We start from the raw sequence: 23,401 nt of genomic DNA, 5'->3' as shown, positions 1-23,401 counted from the left end.
CAGGCACAGCACCTTGATCACGATGACCTTGCGATGCGGTGAAATCTCAACCAAATCCCCGTGGAAGCAACATCCTTTGATCGGCGAATGTGTCCATTTCGAATTTATAGTGCACTGCATTCAGCCGCTTAAGAGTATGCAATACTTTAGGATGTGTCCCCTTAGGAAGGCTCTCATTGATTTTAGTTGATCTATCAACCATAGTCGAAACGTCGACTAGGGAGATTCGACATTTGGAGGAACCGTGTACGAGTACATCAGAGAAGCGATATGCAATGGTCGCTGAGCCTAGGACTTTACCTGTAAAGGTCTTCTGACTCAGAGCAGCGATTGATCAAGGCCTCAAAGCTTCGTGCCAGTTAAGAAAATGCTGGGCTCTGCTGGCCGCAGAGTGTCTTGTGGCCGACGCGCGACGTGTCAACTGGCAGAGTGCGTTGACCCGATGGGTCACTTTTGCATCCCCGAAATCTTCGGTGTGGGAAAAGCAGCGCTGAATAAAACTCAAACGCGAGAACCAAAAGAAAACCGTCTCTTGAGGAGGAGAAAGGGATGCTAGGGATCGTCATTTTTTATGCTGCGTTGGCAGCATGGATACCCCTGTTATATTGGAGTGCGAAGAAGAAAAAGTGGGCGCTGTTCTTTATGTACGGCGGCGTCTTCGCAATCATCCTGAACATGCGCTATGTCGTCGAAGGCATGGAAGGCGGCATCATGTTCTTCACCGGAATTTTTGACGTCGTAGCGCACCTTGGCATAGGCAAGGGAGAGACTCCGGCCATCCTGACCACATGTGCAGGAAACGACTGCACTGTTTTGACCAGCTATGAAACCCACCCCAGTTGGGCAGTCGCCTTCTACGACCGATTTGCTCAGGGGCCTTCAACCCGCGTGGCCTTGTTGTATGGGCATATCATCTTCAACACGATTGCTTTGGTCTCTGCCACGATTCAGATTTTCCGCCCCGGTGGACAATACAAAGCGCACAAACTGCTTGGACGTATTTCCTTTGTATCTGTTGTCATCAGCCTAACCTGCGCTGGTATCCTGACGGCAGAATTGTCTGATGTGGTGGCGTACGGACACTGGTGGACAACGTTTGGGCTGTACTTCCTCGCTCTGACAACGATTGTGCCGGCAACTTTGGGCATCGTGTTCGTCGTAAAGGGCGATTTGGAGAAGCACCGGATCTGGATGTGGCGGTACACCGGCGCAATCTGGGGGGCCTACTGGATCTTCCGCGCCGAGATGTTGCTGGTAGACTTGCTCGTAAAGGATGCAGAGGGTCTGACCTTGGCGGTCCCCAGTTGGACATCTGGCCTCATCGGCATCGCGTTGGCCGAGATTATTCGCCGCCGAGTGGATCAATCAACGCATAGCTCGCCGATCACGGCCTAAAGTAATACGGCACTGGCTCGACGCTTACCTAAATCACTTAGTAACTTTCGTGCCAGCCCCACCGAAATTTCGCCCGACGGGCGCTCGGTAAACTCACACCCTTTCTTGGAAAACGAAAAACACTGTCCCCCCGATGGGGGGCAGCGATCAAACCTGACTTGGAGTTATGGATATGCTTGACTGGCTCAGCACAACAAACGAGGCGTCTATTGCCCCCTGCTACCACCTGTATTTGAACGGCAAGTGGCTACCTTCTACGAACGACGCGCATTTTGAGGACCTAGATCCCGCAACCGGAATGCAAATCGCGAGAGTGGCAGACGCGTCCCAAGCTGACGTTGATGCGGCGATCTTGGCTGCGCACGACGCACAACCCGGATGGGAGGCGTTGGTTGCGGCAGAGCGCGCAGCATATTTCTACCGCGCTGCGGAGCTTTTCGCGGAGCGACAAGAAGCGTTTGCTCGGGTTCTGATCGCTGAAACGGGATCTTCTTTCGGCAAGGCGATGTACGAATGCTCTCTGATCCCGGTTGCATTGCGTCAAGCCGCGAGCCTGACCACCGCAGAAATCGGCGAGGTCATGCCCTCGAACATCCCGGGCAAGATCAATCGCACGATCCGGCGGGCACGGGGTGTGATTGGCGTGATTTCACCTTGGAATTTTCCGCTGTATCTGTCGGTCCGTGGCTTTGCCTACGCACTGGCGCTGGGAAACACCATTGTGCTGAAGCCGTCTGAAGACAGCCCTCTGACAGGGGGATTGATGCTGGCAGAGTTGTTCGCAGATGCCGGCTTTCCTGCAGGCACTCTGAACGTCGTCACCACCAGTCGCGATGGGGCCGCCATGGTTGGCAAGAGCTTTGTTGAGGACCGGAGAGTTGCGGGCCTGTCCTTTACCGGCTCTACGAATGTCGGGCGCACGTTGTCGATCGCTTGTGCGGGCGCTTTCAAGCCGATCATGTTGGAATTGGGCGGTAAAAACCCGATTTTGGTGCTCGAGGACGCCGATATCAACCGCGCTGTGGACATCTGCTTCTTTGGAGCCTTCCTGCATCAGGGCCAGATCTGCATGTCCGCCGACCGGATCATTGTAGCCGAGGCAATTTATGACGAGTTTCTGGCGCGGCTCGTAGAGAAAGCGAAGGTCTTCGCGCCGACAGCTCCTGCTGAGCCGACCTGCGTTATTGGCCCGATCATCAACACCAGACAGGTCGAGCGGATCAAAAAGATCGTTGACGAAGCGCGTCAGGACGGCGCGACGGTGCATTGCGGCGGCAACGCGAACGGTAACTTCTACGAAGCAACGGTATTGTCCGGCATCAATCCCGACATGCGGATCTGGAACGAAGAAATCTTTGGGCCGGTCACCTGCGTGATGCCCGCGACTTCGGTCGAAGAGGCGATCCGGCTTGCCAACGATACCGAGTACGGGCTGTCAGCTGCGATTGTCACCTCTGACCCTTTCCTCGGCGAACAACTGGCAGAGCGGATCAACGCGGGGATGGTCCACGTCAATGACTCGACCGTCCACGATGAACCACATTGCCCGTTTTCCGGCCTGGGTGCTTCGGGTGGGGGCGGCAAGTGGGGTCCCAAAGGCGCGATCGAAGCGTTCACCACCCAGCGCTGGATTACCACGCAGCGCCAGCAAAATCCCTTCCCGTTCTAAGCGAGAGGCATGCCTCCTATGGGCGCGCTGGAACGCGCGCCTCTCACTCCAACAAGTAACAGTAAAGGTGGTCGGAACGATGGTCTTAAAAAAGAATGCTCCCACTGAAACGTCTTGCGCGCAGCAGGACATCCCCCAAAAAGCACTCTCTGTATTCACTGTGGCGATGCTTGCCAGTGCCGCTAGTCTACCCGCATCAGCCCAAGATGCCCAAGGATGGTACACGCAGCTTGGGATCGCCGATGTCGCCTTCTCCGAAAGTGCGGAAATTTCGGCTGCCGGAAACAGAATTTCGGGCGCAAGCGCGAGCTTGAGTGACAATCGCACGCTCGGTCTGGGTATCGGGTATCGGTTCTCTAACGATATTTCGTTGATCGGTATTCTTGGCGTTCCGCCCAAAACAACCGTAAAGGGAACTGGCCCGCTATCCGGTGTAACGGTTGGGGATATCACCTATGGACCGTTGATTTTTGCTGCGAATTATCACGTTCCTACGGCTGGTGCGTTTCAGCCATTTATCGGTGCTGGCGTCAGTTATACGCGGATTTTCGAGGCCGAGGGCGACGATATTGCCGGTCTGTCAGTTGATGACGCATTTGGCAAAGTGTTGCGCGTTGGGTTCGACTACATGCTAGACGACCGCAACGGCGTCTTCTTCTCTGCCAACAAGATCTTCACCTCAACGGAAGCGACAGGGCGCGCACCAGCGTTTGGCGGGGCGCCGGTAAAAGCCGATATCGAGCTTGATCCGTTGATCCTGCACTTGGGCTGGACACACCGCTTCTAAGCCCAGTTTCCCGCTCCAATTCCCTAAAAGCGAGCGGGCGATGGCGGCCGATCTTAGGCTCATCCCTGAAAGTCCATAAGATTGGCCGCTATCAACTAACTATTGTGGCGCCCTACGACACTGTAGCTGCTCCACAAATTCTGGGAACTTAGTCTTCGAGGGCCGTGGTGTTTTCCAACATCTTTCGCAGCACGCGCAGACAGATTTCTAGGTCCGCAAGGGGTATGTCTTTGACCAGTGCTAGTTCATTGTTCAACGCGATATTCAAGATATCTGCATGAGTTTGCGCACCGAATTCAGTCAGGCGCCAAGTTTTATTACGCGTACTGGGCCCACTCTCATGGCCAATAACGTGGCCGGATTCCGAAAGGGATTTCAGAGACCTGCTCACCGCTGATTTATCAAGTTTCACGACTTCTGTGATGCGTTGGGCCGTAATGTCTGGCTCGATTCCAAGCATTGCAATGACGCGCCAGTCTGTAATGCCCAATCCGAATTGGTCACGATAGATGGCGCCAGAAATCCGCTGCCAACTGCTAGAAACGGCATTCAGCAGAAACGGCGCGTAATTTTCTACACAAAGAAGAGTGCGTCCGTCTCGTTCGAAAACGGGTGAACTAAGTCGCGCATTAAACTGCTCGCGCATTTCCTGCTCGGTAAGGGTCTTTGCTTGAGCCAAGTTCACTCCATCCGTCGTCGGCATGCGCAGGGTTTGGTGGCGGAACGCGCGACACGGCTGAATGACTGCGATCCGTTTCCCAGTATTCGAAAAGTCTTAGGCCAGAGAAGGACATTGGACAAGCAGCACTAGACCGCACCGCGCCGGTAGCAAACCTGTTTCAAAAGGCAGAGGCACAAAGTGGGCCTCTGCTAAAAGATTGAATATTGCTCGGCCTTAAAAGAGATCGTGCAAAGGGTCGCTCGCTTCGCGCCTGCCTGCTGCCGCGAGCCGCGACCAAGCAGCGCGGTAGGCGGCCTCGCAGGTGAAACGCATGAATTTATGCGCTTCGCCTTCTGGAAAGGACATCTCTGAGATACGCTTAGCCTGTGTCTCCCAAGGTTCCGGATCAATGCCACAATCTCGTATAAATTCCGCAAAAGCACGCGCTCCGGCGCCGTTTCCAGCTGAAAGACCACGGGTCACTGTCGTGCGCGCGTGAATGCCGTTGGTACCTTCGTAAATTTTGCAGATGCGGGCATCGCGGAAATTTTGTTCGGCACCGTATTCTCTGAGGTATCCATATCCACCCAGAACATCGATTGCGATATCGGCCGCGCGCACGCCAACTTCGGTACCCAGATACTTGCAGACAGGTGTCATGAAATCCACGAAAGCGGGATTAGAACCTAGTTCGTCCTCTACCATTACAATATGGCAGAGAGCCCGCGCACATAGGGCCATTTGCTCACAAGTTTCGATCATCCGCGCAACATCGGGGTGACCATCTATCGTGATAGGATGCCCCGCGTTGTCGCGACCTTGGACCCGTTCGGAGGCGTAACGCCGCGCGATGTCGGCAGCTCGCGCAGCGTGGGCCACACCCTGCAAAGCAACGTCAAGCCGAGCGTCGTTCATCATTGTGAACATTGCCGCCAGCCCTTTGCCTTCGATCCCGATCAGTTCTGCGTGCGCCCCGTCGAAAGCCAACTGACAGGTTGGTTGCGCATGAAGTCCCATCTTCTCTTCAATCCGAGTAACCGAAACAGCATTGCGTTTACCGGCCATAACTGAAGGGCAGGCGAAGAGGGACAAGCCGTTGACGCCTTCTTCCCCAGACCGTGCTAGGACCAGATGCAGGATACCTTCGGACATGTCCTGATCACCGCCAGAAATAAAGATTTTCTCGCCTGTAAGTTTCCAGCTGTCACCATCCTTGCTCGCGCGGCAGCGAATGCGAGAGAGGTCGGAGCCCGCGCCGGGTTCAGTCAGCGCCATCGTGGAAACCCAGCGACCTTCGGCCAGTGGCGGCAAAAAGCGCGCCTTCTGGTCTTCGGTTCCGAACCGCTCCAAAACTCCAGCAGCACCCGGCACAAGGCAACAAATCATTTGCAGCGAATGGTTCGCTCCGGTGAAGACTTCGCTATAGCCAGCCTGCAGGAGGGGGCTCAGGCCTTGGCCTCCGAATTTTTCGGGCAGCGTCAAACCTTGCCAACCACTTTCCACCAGCTCGGAAAAGACCTCTTTGAAACCTTCGGGCATACGGACCCGCCCGTTTTCCAGTTGACATCCGATTTGATCGCCGACCGCATCCAGTGGGGCAATCCGTTCTTCGGCAAAGGTCGCAAAATGGTTCAAGATTTCAGTCGCGAGCGCGCTGTCCCATCCGGGCAAGCGATCAGCGCGCGCGACCTGCTGCATCGAGAAGAGAATATCGTCGACAGGAGCGTGAAAGGCACTCATGAGACCCCCAACAACGACATCGCGTTTTCTTTTAGAATGAGCGGACGAACCTCGTCTCGGAACTCTGCCTTATCGAACGCATCAAGCCACTTCTCTGGCGCAATCATGGGCCAGTCCGAGCCGAACAGCATCTTCTTCCTGAGGATCGTATTTGCGTATTGAATCAGTATTTTGGGAAAGTACTTCGGGGACCAACCCGAAAGGTCGATATAAACGTTGGGCTTGTGCTGCGCGACCGACAAAGCCTCTTCCTGCCAAGGAAACGAGGGGTGCGCCAGAATGATCGGCATTTCCGGAAAGTCCACGGCCACGTCATCCATATACATTGGATTTGAGTATTTCAGCCGCATCCCGTTGCCGCCTTTCATCCCGCTACCAACACCAGTTTGACCCGTGTGGAACAGGGCGGGCTTTCCGCTCTCGGCGATGGCCTCGTACAGCGGGTACGCCATTCGATCATTCGGGTAGAAGCCCTGCATCGTTGGATGAAATTTGAACCCCTTGATGCCATAGTTCTCAACCAGATCTCGCGCCTCGCGGGCGCCAAGCTTGCCTTTGGCGGGGTCGATTGAGGCAAAGGGGATCAATATGTCGCCGTTCTTTGCGCAAGCCTCGGCGACCTCGTAGTTATTGTAGCGCCGATATCCGGTCTCGCGCTCGGCATCGACGGGGAATATGACCGCAGCGATGTTCATCGATCGATAGTGCTCGGCAGTCTGATCAATGGTCGGTGGATGCGCCCACGGCGCGCCAAAATATTTGGCCATCGCAGATTGCAAATCATCGTAGCCATCATCGGCGTGACACCCACAGGCCTCTTCCGCGTGCGTGTGAAAGTCGATTGCGCGGATTTTTTCGAAATCAATCATATCTGGCTCTCCTTAGATGCGGATGAGGCCCGGATCTTCGTTGTCGTAAAGACGCTCCAACAGATCTGCCCGCCGTGTCAGGATTTTCTTGATATTGAGTGAACCTTTATCGGTGATCTCTTGATGCTGAAGAGAGGGCGGTTCAGCCAAAATCAGTGCCCTTGTGATGCGCTTTGCAGAGCCCGTGACATGACTATTCATCTCACGCAGGGCCACTTCGATCTGGGTCATCAGATGGGTGTCGGTGATTGCCCCTTCGGTAATTTCTCCTGGCTCTGCGCTGCCCGGGACCGGGAAGATGAAAAGGCCAACCTCACCGCGATCATGGCCGCAAATCACCACGTCCTGAGCCAGGCCGGCTAATCCCTTGAGCGCGGTCATGCGAAGGTTGCCGGCTTGTACCCACGTGCCTGTGTCCAACTTGAAGTCTTCGGAGACACGGCCGTCAAACACTAGACCTCGGGCAGCGTCGTTGGGATCGACAAAGCGCACGGCGTCACCAGTGATAAAGAAGCCTTCTTCATCAAAAGCAGCGGCTGTTTTCTCGGGGTCTTCAAAGTAGCCCTGCATGACATTTGGCCCCCTGACCCGGATTTCGCACCGCATGTCCGCATCAGGGATAAGCTTGACCTCGACCCCGGGTAGGGGCACCCCGATGACACCCGAGCGGCCAATCGGTTCATGTACGACGAGACATGAGGGAGCAGTCTCGGTCAGGCCCCAGCTCGAATTGATCAGCGGCAGTCCTCCGCGGGCTTCAAAACAGAAGGACTCCAGAGCTTCCCACACGTCCTGCGGCAGCGATGCACCTGCGTAGAACAGCATTTCCTGGTCTTTAAAAAGGTGCTTTTGGATGTCCGGCTTGTCGCGAATTGCATCGACGAGCATTTTCCAACCAACCGGTACGTTGTAGGCCATGGTCCCCGGTCGATCGATCCTGTTCTGCAAGGTCGTCGAGAACGCTTTGCCAGTTGGTTTGCCGCTATCGATTGTGAGCGTTCCACCATGGCAAAGGATCATGTTCACGTTATGGGAGCCGCCAAAAACATGGTTCCAAGGCAGCCAGTCCGTAATCCGGGGCGGCGTATCCCCTATGAAGGGGAGTGCAGCAGCGAACTGTGCTTGGTTCACGCACATCATACGGTGCGTGGTCGGCACGCCTTTAGGGTCGGACGATGAGCCTGACGTGAAAAGGATTTTCGCGAGTGTTTCCGGTCCGACCTTGGCATAGGCTGCATCAACATCGGCCTCTGCGCCATTCATGAGTTCCGAAAACATTGTTACAGGGCGATCGGCTGAGCCACGCGCGGCAACGATTTCGACCTCTGCTAACTCGGGCAGTGCGATTGCCGCGCTGTATCGAGTTGCATCATCAACAAAGGCCAGCTTTGGTTTGACTTTATTGAGCACGTAAATCAGGCGGCCATGCGCCTCTGGGATAAGTGCGTATTGCTCAGCCAATGGCACGACAGGAACGCCGATATATTGCGCAGCGAGCGCGATCAGCAAATGATCCAGTCCATTGCCCGACAAGATTGCGATCGTATCATCTTGTCCTAGTCCCCTTGCCAGCAGCGACGATCCGATTGCGCGGACCTGTTGCAAGAGTTCCAGGTAGGTCATGTTTCGCCAACCGGGGCCGTCGACGGGCCGTTCCGAAAGCGCGACGCGATAGGGCGCTTTTTCCGCCCACTTATGCAGCCACGCCCCTGTGTTCGGGACTGCCTCTGGCAAATCATAGCCAGATCTCAGCAAGATGGTGCCGTCGTCACGGTCTTCGCGCTCAACCTTGTGCGGCAGATAGCGCGTCAGCGTATGCCGCCGCGCCCATTCTGCACGTTCATCGGCACCAAGTGGGGCACGTTCAAGCGTTGTGGTCGTCATGGTTCCTCCCTCCAATCTTTCCCTCGTAAAATGCAATCAGCGGAACACGGGCGCGCGCTTTTCCAAAAAGGCCTTCAGCCCCTCTTCGGCGTCAGGGGTCGTTTGGACCAGTGCGGCAGCCAAGCTTTCGGTGAACAGGCCATCGGCGCGGCTCATGTCTTCGATCCGGCTCAGGGCGTTGACCATAAAGTAATTGGACATTGGCGCGTTGCCGGCGATCTTGGTGGCCAGCTTACGCGCCACGGGCAACGCTTCACCCTCGGATACGCTGTAGTGGCACAGGCCAAGTCTTTGGCCTTCTTCTGAATCGAGTTTTCGTCCGGTAAGCATCATCTCGACCATCCGGTCAGCCCCCAGAATTCGCCCGACCCGCACAGTCGCACCGCCGCCGACAAAAATGCCCCGGCGCCCCTCTGGCAGTTGGAAGATGACCGAGGGTTCGGCGATCCGGACATGCGTCGACGTCGCCAATTCCAAGCCGCCGCCGATCACGGCCCCCGTCATGGCCGAGATGGTGATAGTGCCCCCGAACTGGATCTGATCCATTACCCGATGCCAGTGCCGCGAATGATAGACACCTTCTTCGGCGGTGCGTGACACATGCTCTGCCAGATCAAGGCCAGAGCAGAAATGGCCGCCGCGTCCGTGCAAAATTACGACGCGGACCTCTTTGGGCAGATTGGTGTAAAAGGCCTCAATCTCTTCCAGTAGGCCCGTCGACATCGCATTACGTTTGTCTTCGCGAATGAGTTCAAGTTCGGCGATCTGGCCATTGAATGTGGCCGATGTGTATGTGCCCTGATGCATGATTTTTGTCCTTATTTGGGGGCCAAGCGGACGGCGCTATCGATCCGAATGATCTCGCCGTTCAGAAGGGGGTTTTCGATGATCTGCTGGACGAGCATTGCGAATTCGTCTGGCTTTCCCATCCGAGATGGGAAGGGCAAACCGGCCTCCAATGCATGTCGCGCGTCTGGTGGCAATCCGGCACTCATTGCGGTCTCAAAGAGGCCCGGTGCGATCGTCATCACGCGGATTCCAAAGCGGGCAAGCTCTCGGGCTGCGGGGAGCGTCAGTGATGCGACTCCGCCCTTGGATGCGGCGTAAGCGGCTTGTCCGATTTGGCCGTCTTGGTACGCCACCGAAGCAGTGTTCACTATGACGCCCCGTGCACCATCGTCGTCGATCGGGGGCAGAGCGCTCATGGCGCGCGCAGCCACCGAGAGCACGGTGTAAGTGCCAAGTAAGTTAACTTGCAGCGTCTTGGCAAACGCGTCGATGGCCAAGGAGCCATCACGCGGCAGGATACGCTGAGCAGTTCCGATCCCTGCACAGGAGATCACGGCACGCGGGGCTGTACCGAAATAGTGCTGTACGGATGCGAATGCAGCTTCGACCTGCGATGCGTCGCTGACATCAGCAGTCACGGCGACGCCCCCAAGTTCTTTGGCCAAGCCAGAGGCATCAGCGCGGTCTAGGAGCGCAACTTTCGCGCCTTTGCTGGCAAGTCGCCGGGCGGTTGCCTCGCCCAAGCCGCTGCCGCCGCCCGTCACGAGTACGATCGTGTTATTCAGTTCCATTTGAGGTTCCTTCAGAACAGGCCGCGCGTCACAAGCATTGCGAGCACGAGCAAAAGGTCTGCAGCGAGGAAGGGCAGGATGCCTGCGAAAATCTGCTCCAGCTTCACAAAATCCCGCGCGACCGAGTGAATGACAAAGACGTTCAAGCCAACAGGAGGGGTGATCATCCCGATCTCGAGCAATTTCGCGACCAGAAGCCCGAACCAAATAGTGTCGACACCATGGGTCTGCATCAGTGGCAAGAAGAGCGGCAGGGTCAGCAACAGCGCACCGATCGGCTCGAGGAACATGCCCAGACAGAGATAGATCACGATGACCATCAGAAGCAGTTCGGTCGTGCCGAGTCCCATCGCCTCAACGAACATGCCGACTTCGCGCGACAAACCGGACATCGCAACAAGACGCGTAAAAAGGCCTGCACCTATGGCGATGATAAAGAGTGCGCCCGACGACAGGATCGTATCAACGAGGCTCTCTTTGAAGCCATCCCAGCTAAGAGACCGGCGGGCAAACCCCAGCAGCATCGCCGTGAAAGCACCAAAGGCTCCGGCTTCGGTCGCGGTGAACAGTCCGCCGAATAATCCGCCAAGAACAGCCACAATCAGCAACAGAACCGGCCAGATTTCGAGCGTCTTTTTCCAACGATCGCCCATTGTGTAAGGCTGGACCATCGGCAAGCGCTCGGGATTACGCCACCACACAAAGAGAACCGCTGCGATATAGAATGCCAGCGAAGCCAAGCCGATGATCAGCCCACCAAGAAAGAGGGCGTGGATCGAGGTGTTAGACTGAATGCCAAACAGGATCAGGATGATCGACGGCGGAATGAGAGCTCCTATCGTGCCGCCCGCAGCGACCGATCCTGTCGCGATCCGCAGGTCGTAGTTGTTCTGTTTCATTTCAGGGATGGCGATCCGACCGATCGCGGCCGAACACGCCACCGATGACCCAGAGACTGCGGCGAACCCGCTGGCTCCGGCCAATGATGCGATGGCCAATCCTCCGGGAAGCCAAGACCACCAAACCCGGGCTGCCTCGAACAAGCCTTTGGTCAGGCCGGAGTGGTAAGCGATGTACCCCATCAGCAAGAACATCGGGATCGAGCTGAGTGTCCAACTTGCCGAAGCGCTGTACGGAATTGTTGAGAGCATCGACATCGCTGGACGAAAGCCTGCGATCGCATAAATCCCCACAAAGGAGACCACCAAGAGGCTGACGCCGATTGGGACCCGAGCCGAAATCAGCACCAACAGTCCCACGAGGCAAAAAAGTCCTATCGTAACGGGGTCCATTTCAACGCACCTCCGCCGGGTTAACCGTGCTCGTGTTCGACCCGAGTTTGGATTGCAATTCTTCGAGCGGATCATGGGCTGACAAGTCGAACTGCCCCGTGATCACCTCGGCAAGTCGTATGACTAGGATCAGGCACATCAGACCGAATGCGACCGGCAGTATCCAATAGCTGAGCCAGGTCGAAAATTCGGTGACACCAACCTGAACGTAAGCGCCGCGTGCGGTCTGCTTCATCGCTTCGGCGGCGGTTCCCCATGTCAGCAGTAGAAAGACCAGCAGACCGACGACAAAGCCAAAGCCGGCAATGATTTTCTGAGGCATGCCAGAAAGTTTTTCGGTAAAGATCGTCGCCTCGATATGGCGACGGTGGATCTCTGTCATCGCCAAGGGCACGAAGCTTATGGCGACCATCCAATATCGGCTCACCAGATCAGCGGTGGCAGGGATGCCCGCACCAACAAAGGTGCGCATAAATACGTCGACAACGATCTGCAGCATCATGGCCAGAAGAACCGCCGAAGCAAGCACAGCACTGATCCGTCCGACCCATTTCTCTATGAGTTCCATGACATTTCCAATTGAAGGAGGGATGGCGCGCCTGCGAGAGCGCGCCCAAGAGGATCAGAAGCCGTAGCTGTTCAGGTCCAAGCCTGCGAAAATCTCGGCGTAGCGCAATTCAGCGAGCTCTTCGTAGGTCATGTTGGGGGTGATCAACCCTTCCCACTTCTCGACAAGTGCGATGTAGCGATCCACCTTGGATTGGGCGTCCGAGACTCCGCGCTCGGTCAGGATTGCCGCAACGTTTTCGATGTGGCTCTTGTTGTAGGCCTCTTTTGCGGCGCGCAGGCTGTCGTCCATTTCGATGAACTCGATGCCTTCAATCTCGCGCGCTTTTGCCGCGTCGTCGTTGAAGCCAAATAGCCCTTTTGAGACACCATACTGAGACGCACGGGCGAGGGCGGCGCGGTCCTCTGCGGACATGCGCATCCAAAGAAGGTTGCTCGCGGTCGCGGTTGCCGCGCCGTTAAAGACGCCTTCGTTTACCACGGTGACATACTGGATGACGTCGCCAAGACGGTTGGCGATAATCTCGTGGTCGGCACTGAACGTGCCATCAATCACACCTTGGCTTAAAGACTCGAAAAGCTCTGACGACGGGATCTGAGAAGCCTCCCCGCCTAGCGCGTCAACAAATCGCGCATAAAGAGGTGCACCAGTGCGGATGCGTAGGCCACCTAGATCGTCCACGGAACGTACAGGGGTCGTGCTAAGCAAATTGTAGGGCGGTGTTGCGTTCGAACCCAGATAAACCTGTCCGTTCTCGACAAATTCGGCTTGGCATTCCGCACATGTCGCAAGGTATTCGGTGACCGCAGACGAGATAACAAGGTTGCTGGACCCGAGGACCGAGAGTTCTGACGGAAGACCCGTTTCAGGAAACTGCGCCAAGAAATATGGGATGAGCAGAGAGCCAAATTCTGTGACACCATTTTGCAGGCCGCTGCTCATCTCGTTCGGGGCAACGAGGCCTGATGGCGTGTCCTGCAGCGACCAGTTGCCATCAGTGAACTCCTGCAGTCGCGCATCAATCTCGGGATATTCGTAGACTGCCGCTGGATGTGACGGGCCAAATGCGCTTGTCGCTCGGATCGTTTCAGCTTCGGCTGTGGTGCAGGCAAGCACCATCAGCCCGGCCACTGCGGCCGGCTTTAAATAAGTATTCATGATTTCCTCCCTTTGATCCGGCGGCTTTCGCGGGATCTAAATTTAGTGCCTCCTCAGCACCTCAGTCAGCTGATGCCCCTTCTTCCACTCTCCTCAGAAGGGACATCAGCAATGCAAATTCTTCGTCATTCAGAGCGCGGGCCAGACGTTTGTCCTCTTCAAACGCGGCCGCAGTAGCGCCTTCGAGCACCCGCAAACCCTGCAAAGTCGGCTTCAAAAGATAACGGCGTCGATCGTTGGGATCCCGGCTCCGCTTGACCAGTTCCCGTGTTTCCAGGTCATCCAGAATGAGAACCATGTTAGAGCGTTCGATCAGTAGCAGATCGGCCAGTTGCGACAGCGAAGCCCCCGGGTTTGCTGCGACAAGCGACAGCACGGTGAAACTGCGCGTTCCCAATTCGAACTGCTGAAGAACGTTAGACGCGGCGCGATGCACCACCATGTAGGCGCGCTTTAGTCGATACCCAAGAAACTCTCTGAGTTGCGTGTCGGATAGCGAATCTGTTCGGGCTACTTCTGATGACGCCATAGGTCGTGACATGACTACTTCCCCCTCAAGCCAAGGGAAACACGAAAAGTGATTCCGCGCAATATCAATTACTATTAGTAATCAAATATCCGCCCCCTCCAGAGATCGAAAAGGTAAAAATCGCCATATCTGCTTGTTATATATAGTTTTTTAAAACATTTTAGCTCACCCCGGTCATCGTGATGCACGCTAAACATCCACTCCGTTCAAATCTTTTGGTTGACTCATCAACAAACTCATCCAAATATCCCTAGAAGCTGATGAAGCAATCCGACGCAGTGGAGAGCGTCGGTCTGAGAGGAGAATCTGATCAGAGGGTGACTGCCGTGCGCTTTCCGAAGCGGACGCATAATCGGCCTATGATTGTGCTCTCTTCTCAAATCTAACGAGACCTGAGGAGTTCAACCGCGATGAAAACCCGCGCCGCTGTCGCCTTTGAAGCAAAGAAGCCGCTAGAGATTGTCGAAGTGGATCTGGAGGGCCCCAAAGAGGGTGAAGTGCTGGTGGAAATTATGGCCACCGGCATCTGCCACACGGATGCCTACACTCTTGATGGCCTCGACAGTGAGGGGCTCTTTCCTGTCATTCTTGGTCACGAAGGCGCAGGCATCGTACGCGAGGTCGGCCCTGGCGTCACCTCGGTCAAGCCAGACGACCATGTCATTCCGCTGTACACCCCCGAATGCCGCCAGTGTAAGTCCTGCCTGTCCGGCAAGACAAATCTCTGCACTGCCATTCGTTCGACTCAAGGCCAAGGGGTGATGCCCGACGGCACCTCGCGCTTTAGCTACAAAGGGCAGCAACTCTACCACTACATGGGGTGTTCGACCTTCTCGAATTTCACGGTACTTCCCGAGATCGCGGTCGCCAAAATTCGCAGCGATGCTCCTTTCCAGACGTCCTGCTATATCGGTTGCGGTGTTTCGACAGGGGTAGGGGCTGTCACGCACACGGCCAAGGTACATCCCGGCGCGAACGTGATTGTCTTCGGACTTGGGGGGATCGGCCTGAATGTTATCCAAGCGGCGCGGATGGTTGGGGCAGACAAGATCATTGGCGTCGATCTGAACGACGGCAAGGAATCTTGGGGGCGTAAATTCGGCATGACCGACTTTGTGAACCCCACCAAGGTTGACGGGGACATCGTCCAGCATCTGGTTGCCCTGACAGACGGCGGGGCGGATTACACGTTTGATTGCACCGGCAACACAGAGGTCATGCGCACAGCACTTGAAGCCTGCCACCGTGGTTGGGGCATATCGACCGTGATTGGCGTCGCTGAGGCGGGCAAAGAAATCTCGACGCGTCCGTTCCAACTGGTGACTGGCCGTCGGTGGCAGGGGTCCGCTTTCGGCGGCATTAAGGGCCGCACCGAAGTTCCGAAAATCGTTGACTGGTACATGAACGGTAAGATCGAGATCGATCCGATGATCACGCATGTCCTGACATTGGAGGAAATCAACAAAGGGTTCGACTTGATGCACGCGGGTGAATCCATCCGCAGCGTGGTCGTGTTCTGACGCCTCGCCCGGCGACGGCTTTGACCGACGCCGGGCGAAACCGAACGCCTTTTGGAGGAGAGGCGCATCAAGCGGCAGACGTCAGGCCGCACAATTGGGAGGAAACCATGAAAGAATTCAGAATGATGACCGCTCTCGCGGCGGTCTGCACCCTAGGTGTGACCAGCGCGGCGGCAGACGACATCAAAGTGGGCGTTATCGCGCCCTTCTCGGGCCCATTCGCGCAATACGGGACCCAGTACCAGCAAGCGATCGAAGCATATCAGGCGCTGCACGGCACGACAGTTGGCGAGCACGAAATCAGCTTCATTTACAAGGACGTCGGAGGCGTTAACCCCGATCAGTCACGCGCTCTAGCGCAAGAGTTGCTGATCCGTGACCGCGTCGACTATCTCGCGGGGTTCACCTTCACGCCGAACGCATTGGCTGTAGGGCCAGTGATCACCCAGTCAGAAACACCAACTGTGATTTTCAACGCCGCGACATCGGCGATCAACAAAGAGAGCCCCTTTTACCTGCGGACCAGTTACACGCTACCGCAAGTTTCAATTCCCGCAGCGCAATGGGCATTTGAGCAAGGCATTCGTACGGTCGTGACCACCGTCAGCGACTACGGACCGGGCATTGACGCAGAGGTGTCCTTCAAGACCGCCTTCGAGGAGCAGGGCGGACAGGTGCTGGACAGTATCCGGATGCCGCTTGCGACCACCGATTTCACCCCGATCTTGCAGCGGGTCAAAGATGATGCGCCAGACGCGGTCTTTACCTTCTTGCCCGGTGGGCCGCCGACGTTTTCATACACAAAAACCTATAATGAAAATGGTCTCCGAGATGCTGGGATCGCGTTCCTCGGCACAGCCGAAACCGAAGAGGTCAACCTTCAGGGGTTAGGCGACATGGCCATCGGTTTGAACACCGTTTATCACTATTCACCTGCCCACGAGAGCGAAGCGAACCGCGCGTTCTTGACCGCTTTGACGGATCTGCATCCTGATGCCGTGGCCAATTGGGCGTCTGTCGGCGCCTATGACGGCGTTCACCTAATTTACGAGATGGTCAAGGCTACCGGTTCCGATGGACCGGCCGCGATCGAAGCGGTCAGCTCTCTGAAATGGGAAAGCCCGCGGGGGCCGCTCGAGATGGACCCCGAAACCCGCACAGTGATCCAGAATGTCTACATTCGCGAGGTGGCGCGGGACGCAAATAGCGGTCTTCTTCAAAACGTCGAAAAAGGCGTGATTGCGACCGTTGGCGATCTTGGTTGGACCCAGTGAGTAACGCTTGACCCTGGCTTTGGGCCGCCTTGCTGGCCCGAAGCTTCGCGATAACGGGGCACATCATGAACTTACTTCTTAACATAGCTGTCGATGGCATCGCTTATGGCATGATCCTGTTCATGATCGCCGTAGGCCTGTCCGTCACTATGGGGCTCATGCGGGTCGTGAACCTTGCTCACGGAGGGTTCGCTCTGATGGGTGGCGCAATCGCCCATTGGCTCATCGAAAAAGGCGGGTTGCCCTTTGTCGGCGCTGCGGCCCTCGCTGTCCTCGGGACGGTCGCCATCGCTATGCCGCTGGAACGTGTCATCTACCGCAAAATTTATGGTTTCGGAGAGCTCCAGCAGGTTCTCGCGACGATTGGATTAACGTTTTTGATCATCGCGACCATCGACTTCTGGCTTGGTTCTTCACTGCTCGGCATTCCTCTGCCCGAAACCCTGCAACGGTCCGTTGACCTGGGCTTCAGGCAGCTCACAGCACATCGCATGACGGTCATCGTCGTCGGGTGCCTCGTTATACTAGGCCTGTGGGCGCTGCTAGAAAGAACGCGATTTGGCATTCTGCTGCGGGCGGCCGTCGATAATCGTGACACTGCCTCGGCGCTTGGCATCAATACGGGCCACATCTACATGGCTACCTTCGCGCTCGGGGCAGGCCTTGCCGCACTTGGCGGCATCCTCGGGGCAGAGTTGCTCCCCATCGATGCCTACTACCCGCTGCGATACATGGTTCTATTTCTGATCGTCGTCGCGATTGGCGGTTTGGGATCAATCTTGGGATCCTTCATCGCAGCACTTGCCATCGGGTTGGTCGAGACTGCGGCGCGTTATGTGCTGCCGGATATGGCGACCATTATAACTTATACACTTGTCATCCTGTTCTTGGCGACGCGGCCTCAAGGCATCATGGGGAGGGCGTCATGAAGTTGCGATCCTACTCGGTTGCCGGTGTTATGCTATTTGCAGCGCTCGCTGCCTTCTTTCTCTTCCCGTATAATCTTGCGTTCCTGACCCGAATTTTCATCATGATTATCTTGGTCCTCTCGCTGGATCTGGTCTTGGGCTACGCAGGTATCGCAACGCTGGGGCAGGCGGCCATGTATGGTGCTGGCGCCTATGCAGCGGGGCTTTTTGCGATCCATGTTTGGGCAGATCCGTTTGCAGGGCTCGTGGTAGGCGCAGTCGCCGGCGCCGCTTTGGCGGCGGTATCGGGTGTCGTTTTGATGCGGACCACCGGGCTGACGCTTATCATGCTGACGATCGCCGTGGCGCAAATCGGCGCTGAAATTGCCAACCGGATGCGCGAGATTACAGGCGGAGCGGACGGTCTACGCGGCATCCGGCCCTCAAAAATCTTGGGGATTTGGGATTTCGATTTCATTGGCGTTACTGGCTATTGGTACGCCTGCGCCGTTGCAGCTTTTGTTTTCGGACTGCTGTCTGTGATTGGTCGCTCTCCGTTTGGGTTGTCGTTGCGCGGCGTGCACGAAAGCCCCGAACGCATGGAGGCAATCGGTGTCTCTGTGTTTCAGCGCAGACTGATCGCTTACGTGATGGGTGGGGGTATCGCTGGGATTGCCGGTGCCCTTAGCGCGCAAATCACCCAGCTTGTCAGCCTTGAAACCTTTTCATTCACCCTATCGGCCGAGGCGCTGATCATGCTGATCCTTGGCGGCACCGGTCGCCTTTACGGTGCTGCGTTGGGGACGGTCGTCTTTATGACAGTCCATCATCTCGCGGCTGCAAATGATCCGTTCAACTGGCTCTTCGTCATCGGGGGCCTCGTGTTGACGGTGGTGTTTGCGTTGCCGTCGGGACTCGTTGCTCTGCCGACCAGCTTGAAACGTCTGAGCAAAGGAGATCGCCATGCAAGGTCTTGAAGTGCGCGGACTCTCAAAACATTTCGGCGGGCTCGTCGTTTCCGAGAATATCGACTTTGACCTACCGGCAGGAGCGCGCAAGGCACTGATCGGTCCGAACGGCGCGGGGAAAAGCACTTTTGCCAACCTCATAACGGGTATCCTGCGTCCGTCAGCAGGAACCATCCGGTTCGACGGTCAGGACATTGGGTCACTGAAAGAGGCCCAAAGGGTTCAGATGGGGATCGCCAAGACCTTCCAGATCACGACCTTGTTCCCGCAGCTCACAGTCCGCGAGAACCTGAGGCTCCCAATCCTAGAACGTCAAGGACTCGGACGCCGCTTGTTTATGCGCGCCGACAGCAACCGGTCGGTAGAAGCCGAGGTTTCTGCGCTCGTCGATCAATTTGCGCTCGGATCATTGGCGGACCGGCCGGTTCTGGATCTGGCCTATGGTCAGCAGCGGTTGGTGGAGATGGCGCTCAGCCTCGCGCTGAAGCCAAAGGTGCTCATTCTTGATGAGCCTGCCGCGGGCGTACCGTCAAGCGAGACGCACTTGATCATCGATGCCATTGAAAGGTTGCCGGATGATCTGGCGGTACTTGTGATCGAACACGACATGGACCTCGTGTTCCGGATCGCCCGGTCCATCGTGGTGTTGGTCCAAGGGCGCATCCTGACAGAGGGCACACCCCAAGAAATCGCGACCAATGCCAAAGTCCGCGAGCTATATCTCGGAGGGAGCCATGGTTAAGCAAACTCTGGAACTCAAGAACGTCACAGCGGGCTATGGTCCAACCCACATTCTGCGCGACATCAGCCTTAGCGTCTCTGCAGGCGAGCGGCTGGCGGTGATCGGTCGCAACGGGGCGGGCAAAACGACGCTCTTGAAAACCATTCTGGGTCTCACGCGTCTGCATAGCGGCGACATCCTGTATCGTGATCAGGCGATCAGCAGCGTCGCGCCGCACCATCGCAGCGCGCTGGGGCTGGGACTCGTGCCTCAGACCCGGGATATTTTCCCTTCGCTTACTGTCGAGGAAAACCTGATTGCTTGCCTGCGCGGCGATGCCACTCTGGAAGAGGCTTATCAGCTGTTTCCCCGCCTGAAAGAACGCCGGAAAAACGGCGGAACGCAGCTTTCTGGTGGCGAACAGCAGATGCTAGCCATTGCCCGCACTCTCATGACGGGGCCGGACGTCCTGCTTCTGGACGAACCCCTCGAAGGGCTCGCTCCGGTCGTGTGTGACCAACTGATGGCCGTTTTTGAGGAACTCGCCAAAGACGGCAGCCGAGCGGTCGTTTTGGTCGAGCAGCACGCCGAAGCCGCTCTGAATTTCGCCACGAGGGCCGTCCTGATGGCTAACGGTTCAATCGTCCACGAAGGCCCATCCGAGGCACTGAAGCGGGATGCAGACTTGCTGCATCGCCATATCGGTGTCGCGCTGAGTGCCTGATTTAAGGAGACAATCATGTCGTTTTCGCAAGCTACCTTGATCGAGGGGCACAAGCCTATTTCCCCCGCCAGCGGAATTCCCGCCTGGGACATCGATCCCTATGATGTTGAAATTCTGAAAGATCCCAATGCGTATTACGCCGAGCTGCGCGCGCTTGGAGAAGTTGTCTACATTCCGCGCTACAGCATTCTGACTGTCGGACGGTTCGAGACCACGCGCAAAGTCTTTAGCGACCATGAGAATTTCTTGTCTTCGCGTGGCGTCGGCCTGAACGACTTCAAGCTCGAAGATCCGTGGCGACCACCCTCCATCATTCTCGAGGTGGATCAACCCGATCACACCCGAACCCGCAAAGTGATGTCCCGCGCTCTTTCCCCCAAAGTGGCCAAGGGGTTCGCGGACCTGTTCCACGAGACGGCTGATGCGCTGGTCGATCGCCTACTCGGTCAAGGTAGCATTGAGGCAGTGGCTGATCTGGCCGAAGCGTTTCCGACGACAGTTTTTCCCAAAGCTGTCGGGATGAAAGACGTCAATCCGCGCTACCTCGTCGATTACGGAGCCATGGTGTTCAATGCTGTTGGCCCCGACAATCAGCTGCGCCGCGATGCCATGAGCCACGCAGGAGAGATTGTCCCATGGATCAATGCCGCTTGCGCGCGTGACCGGCTGACTAAAGATGGCTTGGGCGCATTGGTGTATGCCTCTGCCGATGACGGTACATTGTCGGAAGACGAAGCCGGAATGCTCGTGCGCTCCTTCTTGTCAGCGGGCGTGGATACGACAGTAACAGGCATCGGTAACGCACTGTGGTGCCTGTCGCAAAACCCTGATCAGTGGGATGCGCTCAAGCGCGACCCTTCGTTGATCCGAGCAACGTTCGAAGAGGTCCTGCGCTACACTTCGCCCGTTCACACCTTTGGCCGGACGGCAGGGCAGGCGACCGAAATCGCAGGCTTCCCCGTGGAAGAGGGAACCAAAGTCACCTGCGTTTTGGGTGCTGCAAACATGGATCCCGACAAGTGGGGAGACCCGGAAAAGTTCCGAATTGACCGCAAGCCAGTTGGTCATATCGCCTTTGGTGCCGGCATTCATGGCTGCGTCGGTCAGAACATCGCGCGTGCAGAACTTGAAGCTGTTTTGGGGGCGCTGATCAAGAAGGTCGATCGCATCGAACCAGCGGGTGACGCGGTCTGGCGCCCCAGCAATGCCATTCGCGCCCTTGACAAGCTTCCAATCAATCTCATCCCGAACTGAGGAAATATTCCCATGATCAAAGTAACTTACGTCGCTCACGATGGTAGCCGCACCGACGCCGAAGGTGAGCTCGGAGATACCGTGATGAGCCTCGCCATCAATCAAGGCATTGATGGCATTATCGGCGAATGCGGTGGATCGATGATGTGCGCCACGTGCCATTGCTATGTCGACGAGGCATGGGTCGGGGCGACGGGTCCCCGCCTTGACGGCGAAGAAGATATGCTCGAAAGCGCAGCCTCGGAGGTCAACGAACGCTCGCGTCTATCATGCCAGATCAAGCTTACCGAAGAGATGGATGGGCTGGTGGTCCACCTTCCGGAGGAGCAGGTATGAGCAAGGGGCATGTGGTCATCGTTGGAGCGGGACAGGGCGGCTTCCAAGCTGCAATGTCCCTCCGTCAAGAAGGGCATGAAGGGCCCATCACTCTGATTGGCGGCGAGCCAGGCCTGCCATATCAACGACCGCCTTTGTCCAAGGCCTTTCTGAAAACCGGAGAAGCAGAAAAGCTCGCTCTGCGGCCCCAAAGTTTCTTTGATGCGAAGAACATAACTTTGCAGGTAAGCACTTGGGTCGACGCCATTGATCGTACTGCAGGGCAAGTACGCATCGGCTCCAAGGTGATGGCCTATGACCATCTGATCTTGGCGACGGGTACGCGTAACCTCCGTCCGCCGATCCCGGGGATCGAACGCGCTTTGGATTTACGCACCCTTGAAGACGCACGAACCCTGAGGGCGGCTTTATCACGCCCCTGCAGGATTGCTGTGATCGGCGGGGGCTTTATCGGGCTCGAGTTTGCAGCAGTTGCCGCGGGCCTTGGACATTCGGTTGCTGTCGCAGAAGCGGCACCGCGGCTTATGGCGCGTGCTGTCTCTCCAGAGATGTCTGAGCGATTCCGGTTGCTACACGAAACCTTGGGAACAGAACTCCATCTCGGAAACGGTGTAACTGAAGTCAATGAGCGCGGACTGCTCCTCAAAGATGGAACTGAAATTGCCGCAGATCTGGTCCTTTTGGCAGCCGGAGTGTGCCCGAATGTTAAACTGGCGCATGACTGCGGACTAGAGGTCAAAAACGGCATTGTGGTCGACGAGACTTTGCGCACGAGCGACCGCCAGATCTATGCCTTGGGCGATTGTGCCGCGTTTCCCTGCGCACGAAGTGGGCGCCTGATACGCCTCGAAAGCGTCCAAGCAGCCACGGACCACGCGCGAGCAATAGCAAAATCGATCGTGAAAGGTGAGAGCGCTCATTATTCGGCGCTTCCGTGGTTCTGGTCCGATCAACACGACCTGAAGCTGCAGATCGCAGGTTTAGCGGATCCTCAGGACGAGAGCCTCGAACTCCCTGACGGCACCATTTTGCGCTTTTGCAGCGACGCCCTTACAGCGGTTGAAACCGTCAACAATGCCAAGGCACACATGCACGCAAGGCGTTCCCTGAATTCAGGTAGCTCTCCGTCGAAAACGCAATATCTAGAAGAATATCTGGGAATGGCGGTACGATAAAGGGAGTGTCGATCGGTTGTTGCAATCGGTGGTTTTGAGGGTTCAAGCCAGTTAAGGCTTTGCGCTCAGATTGTAGAAGCCATTCTGGTTCCATGAGTGCATCTCACGAATGGGGGTGCGCGCTACCTTCAAGTGCGACTCCCATTAGAAAACAGAGAGTTATCTAATGGAGAGACGATGGCATGGGAGCGGTTTACAATCAACTGAGCATCAAGGAACGCGTGCAGATCGAGCGCTGGAGACTTGCGAAGGTCCCAGTCCGTGAAATGGCGCGCGCTCTGAAACGCTCGAAATCCACGATCCACCGCGAAATCAAGCGCAACTGGTTCAGCGACGAAAGCATGCCGGGGTTCGATGGTTACTACGGCGCTGCCGCACTGCTGTGCCTG

At 56.5% G+C, this 23,401-nt stretch carries 23 protein-coding genes; 13 read left to right on the top strand and 10 right to left on the bottom strand.

Going from position 1 to position 23,401, the window contains the following annotated elements:
• Window positions 1-549: 549 nt before the first annotated feature.
• From HJ536_RS20155 to HJ536_RS20145, 3 genes are all read left to right on the top strand, one after another.
• On the top strand, window positions 550-1,395 hold the full coding sequence (locus HJ536_RS20155) for a DUF2306 domain-containing protein (protein WP_177159185.1): 846 nt from the start codon (window positions 550-552) through the stop codon (window positions 1,393-1,395).
• Between the two features lie 166 nt (window positions 1,396-1,561).
• Window positions 1,562-3,064: an aldehyde dehydrogenase family protein gene (locus HJ536_RS20150; protein ID WP_338082467.1), complete on the top strand. Its 1,503-nt coding sequence runs from the start codon at window positions 1,562-1,564 to the stop codon at window positions 3,062-3,064.
• A 79-nt stretch (window positions 3,065-3,143) separates the two neighbouring features.
• Entirely contained in the window at window positions 3,144-3,851 is a 708-nt protein-coding gene (locus tag HJ536_RS20145; protein WP_177159183.1) for an OmpW/AlkL family protein, read from the top strand.
• 148 nt (window positions 3,852-3,999) lie between these two features.
• Here HJ536_RS20145 and HJ536_RS20140 read toward each other — a convergent pair whose 3' ends face one another.
• The 10 genes from HJ536_RS20140 to HJ536_RS20095 form a co-directional block, all read right to left on the bottom strand.
• Entirely contained in the window at window positions 4,000-4,530 is a 531-nt protein-coding gene (locus HJ536_RS20140) for a MarR family winged helix-turn-helix transcriptional regulator (RefSeq protein ID WP_228028837.1), read from the bottom strand.
• A 216-nt stretch (window positions 4,531-4,746) separates the two neighbouring features.
• Complete coding sequence (locus tag HJ536_RS20135) at window positions 4,747-6,252, bottom strand: acyl-CoA dehydrogenase family protein (RefSeq protein ID WP_177159182.1); 1,506 nt, start codon at window positions 6,250-6,252, stop codon at window positions 4,747-4,749.
• Window positions 6,249-7,121 carry an amidohydrolase family protein gene (locus HJ536_RS20130; protein WP_177159181.1) on the bottom strand — a complete coding sequence of 291 codons (873 nt, stop codon included), beginning with the start codon at window positions 7,119-7,121 and terminating at the stop codon, window positions 6,249-6,251. Before HJ536_RS20130 ends, HJ536_RS20135 begins: the two co-directional genes overlap by 4 nt.
• A 12-nt stretch (window positions 7,122-7,133) precedes the next feature.
• Window positions 7,134-9,005, bottom strand: coding sequence for a feruloyl-CoA synthase (locus HJ536_RS20125; protein WP_177159180.1), 1,872 nt, complete (start codon window positions 9,003-9,005; stop codon window positions 7,134-7,136).
• A 36-nt stretch (window positions 9,006-9,041) separates the two neighbouring features.
• Window positions 9,042-9,812 (bottom strand): crotonase/enoyl-CoA hydratase family protein, encoded by a 771-nt coding sequence (locus tag HJ536_RS20120; RefSeq protein ID WP_177159179.1) that lies wholly within the window; start codon window positions 9,810-9,812, stop codon window positions 9,042-9,044.
• Window positions 9,813-9,823: 11 nt separating this feature from the next.
• On the bottom strand, window positions 9,824-10,585 hold the full coding sequence (locus tag HJ536_RS20115; RefSeq protein WP_177159178.1) for an SDR family NAD(P)-dependent oxidoreductase: 762 nt from the start codon (window positions 10,583-10,585) through the stop codon (window positions 9,824-9,826).
• An 11-nt stretch (window positions 10,586-10,596) separates the two neighbouring features.
• Window positions 10,597-11,877, bottom strand: coding sequence for a TRAP transporter large permease (locus HJ536_RS20110; protein ID WP_177159177.1), 1,281 nt, complete (start codon window positions 11,875-11,877; stop codon window positions 10,597-10,599).
• Window position 11,878: 1 nt separating this feature from the next.
• Window positions 11,879-12,445 carry a TRAP transporter small permease gene (locus tag HJ536_RS20105; protein WP_177159176.1) on the bottom strand — a complete coding sequence of 189 codons (567 nt, stop codon included), beginning with the start codon at window positions 12,443-12,445 and terminating at the stop codon, window positions 11,879-11,881.
• Window positions 12,446-12,499: 54 nt separating this feature from the next.
• Entirely contained in the window at window positions 12,500-13,603 is a 1,104-nt protein-coding gene (locus tag HJ536_RS20100) for a C4-dicarboxylate TRAP transporter substrate-binding protein (RefSeq protein ID WP_177159175.1), read from the bottom strand.
• Window positions 13,604-13,664: 61 nt separating this feature from the next.
• Window positions 13,665-14,144: a MarR family winged helix-turn-helix transcriptional regulator gene (locus HJ536_RS20095; protein ID WP_177159174.1), complete on the bottom strand. Its 480-nt coding sequence runs from the start codon at window positions 14,142-14,144 to the stop codon at window positions 13,665-13,667.
• Window positions 14,145-14,542: 398 nt separating this feature from the next.
• Here HJ536_RS20095 and HJ536_RS20090 point away from each other — a divergent pair, with 398 nt between their 5' ends.
• From HJ536_RS20090 to HJ536_RS20045, 10 genes are all read left to right on the top strand, one after another.
• The gene (locus HJ536_RS20090; RefSeq protein WP_177159173.1) at window positions 14,543-15,652 is read left to right on the top strand and encodes an S-(hydroxymethyl)glutathione dehydrogenase/class III alcohol dehydrogenase; all 1,110 of its coding nucleotides are present in this window, start codon (window positions 14,543-14,545) and stop codon (window positions 15,650-15,652) included.
• Between the two features lie 107 nt (window positions 15,653-15,759).
• Window positions 15,760-16,926 (top strand): ABC transporter substrate-binding protein, encoded by a 1,167-nt coding sequence (locus HJ536_RS20085; protein ID WP_228028836.1) that lies wholly within the window; start codon window positions 15,760-15,762, stop codon window positions 16,924-16,926.
• A gap of 65 nt (window positions 16,927-16,991) precedes the next feature.
• Window positions 16,992-17,855 carry a branched-chain amino acid ABC transporter permease gene (locus HJ536_RS20080; protein WP_177159172.1) on the top strand — a complete coding sequence of 288 codons (864 nt, stop codon included), beginning with the start codon at window positions 16,992-16,994 and terminating at the stop codon, window positions 17,853-17,855.
• Window positions 17,852-18,811: a branched-chain amino acid ABC transporter permease gene (locus tag HJ536_RS20075; RefSeq protein WP_177159171.1), complete on the top strand. Its 960-nt coding sequence runs from the start codon at window positions 17,852-17,854 to the stop codon at window positions 18,809-18,811. Before HJ536_RS20080 ends, HJ536_RS20075 begins: the two co-directional genes overlap by 4 nt.
• The gene (locus tag HJ536_RS20070; protein WP_177159170.1) at window positions 18,798-19,544 is read left to right on the top strand and encodes an ABC transporter ATP-binding protein; all 747 of its coding nucleotides are present in this window, start codon (window positions 18,798-18,800) and stop codon (window positions 19,542-19,544) included. The genes HJ536_RS20075 and HJ536_RS20070 overlap by 14 nt, the downstream gene beginning before the upstream one ends.
• Complete coding sequence (locus tag HJ536_RS20065) at window positions 19,537-20,247, top strand: ABC transporter ATP-binding protein (RefSeq protein WP_177159169.1); 711 nt, start codon at window positions 19,537-19,539, stop codon at window positions 20,245-20,247. The genes HJ536_RS20070 and HJ536_RS20065 overlap by 8 nt, the downstream gene beginning before the upstream one ends.
• Before the next feature lie 15 nt (window positions 20,248-20,262).
• The gene (locus HJ536_RS20060; RefSeq protein ID WP_177159168.1) at window positions 20,263-21,501 is read left to right on the top strand and encodes a cytochrome P450; all 1,239 of its coding nucleotides are present in this window, start codon (window positions 20,263-20,265) and stop codon (window positions 21,499-21,501) included.
• A gap of 12 nt (window positions 21,502-21,513) precedes the next feature.
• The gene (locus HJ536_RS20055) at window positions 21,514-21,837 is read left to right on the top strand and encodes a 2Fe-2S iron-sulfur cluster-binding protein (protein ID WP_177159167.1); all 324 of its coding nucleotides are present in this window, start codon (window positions 21,514-21,516) and stop codon (window positions 21,835-21,837) included.
• Window positions 21,834-23,012 (top strand): NAD(P)/FAD-dependent oxidoreductase, encoded by a 1,179-nt coding sequence (locus HJ536_RS20050; RefSeq protein ID WP_177159166.1) that lies wholly within the window; start codon window positions 21,834-21,836, stop codon window positions 23,010-23,012. Before HJ536_RS20055 ends, HJ536_RS20050 begins: the two co-directional genes overlap by 4 nt.
• Window positions 23,013-23,194: 182 nt before the next feature.
• A partial coding sequence (locus HJ536_RS20045) for a helix-turn-helix domain-containing protein (RefSeq protein WP_177159165.1) occupies window positions 23,195-23,401 on the top strand: 207 nt, incomplete at its 3' end.

The organism is Donghicola mangrovi (assembly GCF_013377535.1).
Classification (GTDB): Bacteria; Pseudomonadota; Alphaproteobacteria; order Rhodobacterales; family Rhodobacteraceae; genus Donghicola; species Donghicola mangrovi.
This window is presented reverse-complemented; position numbering and strand designations above follow the sequence as displayed.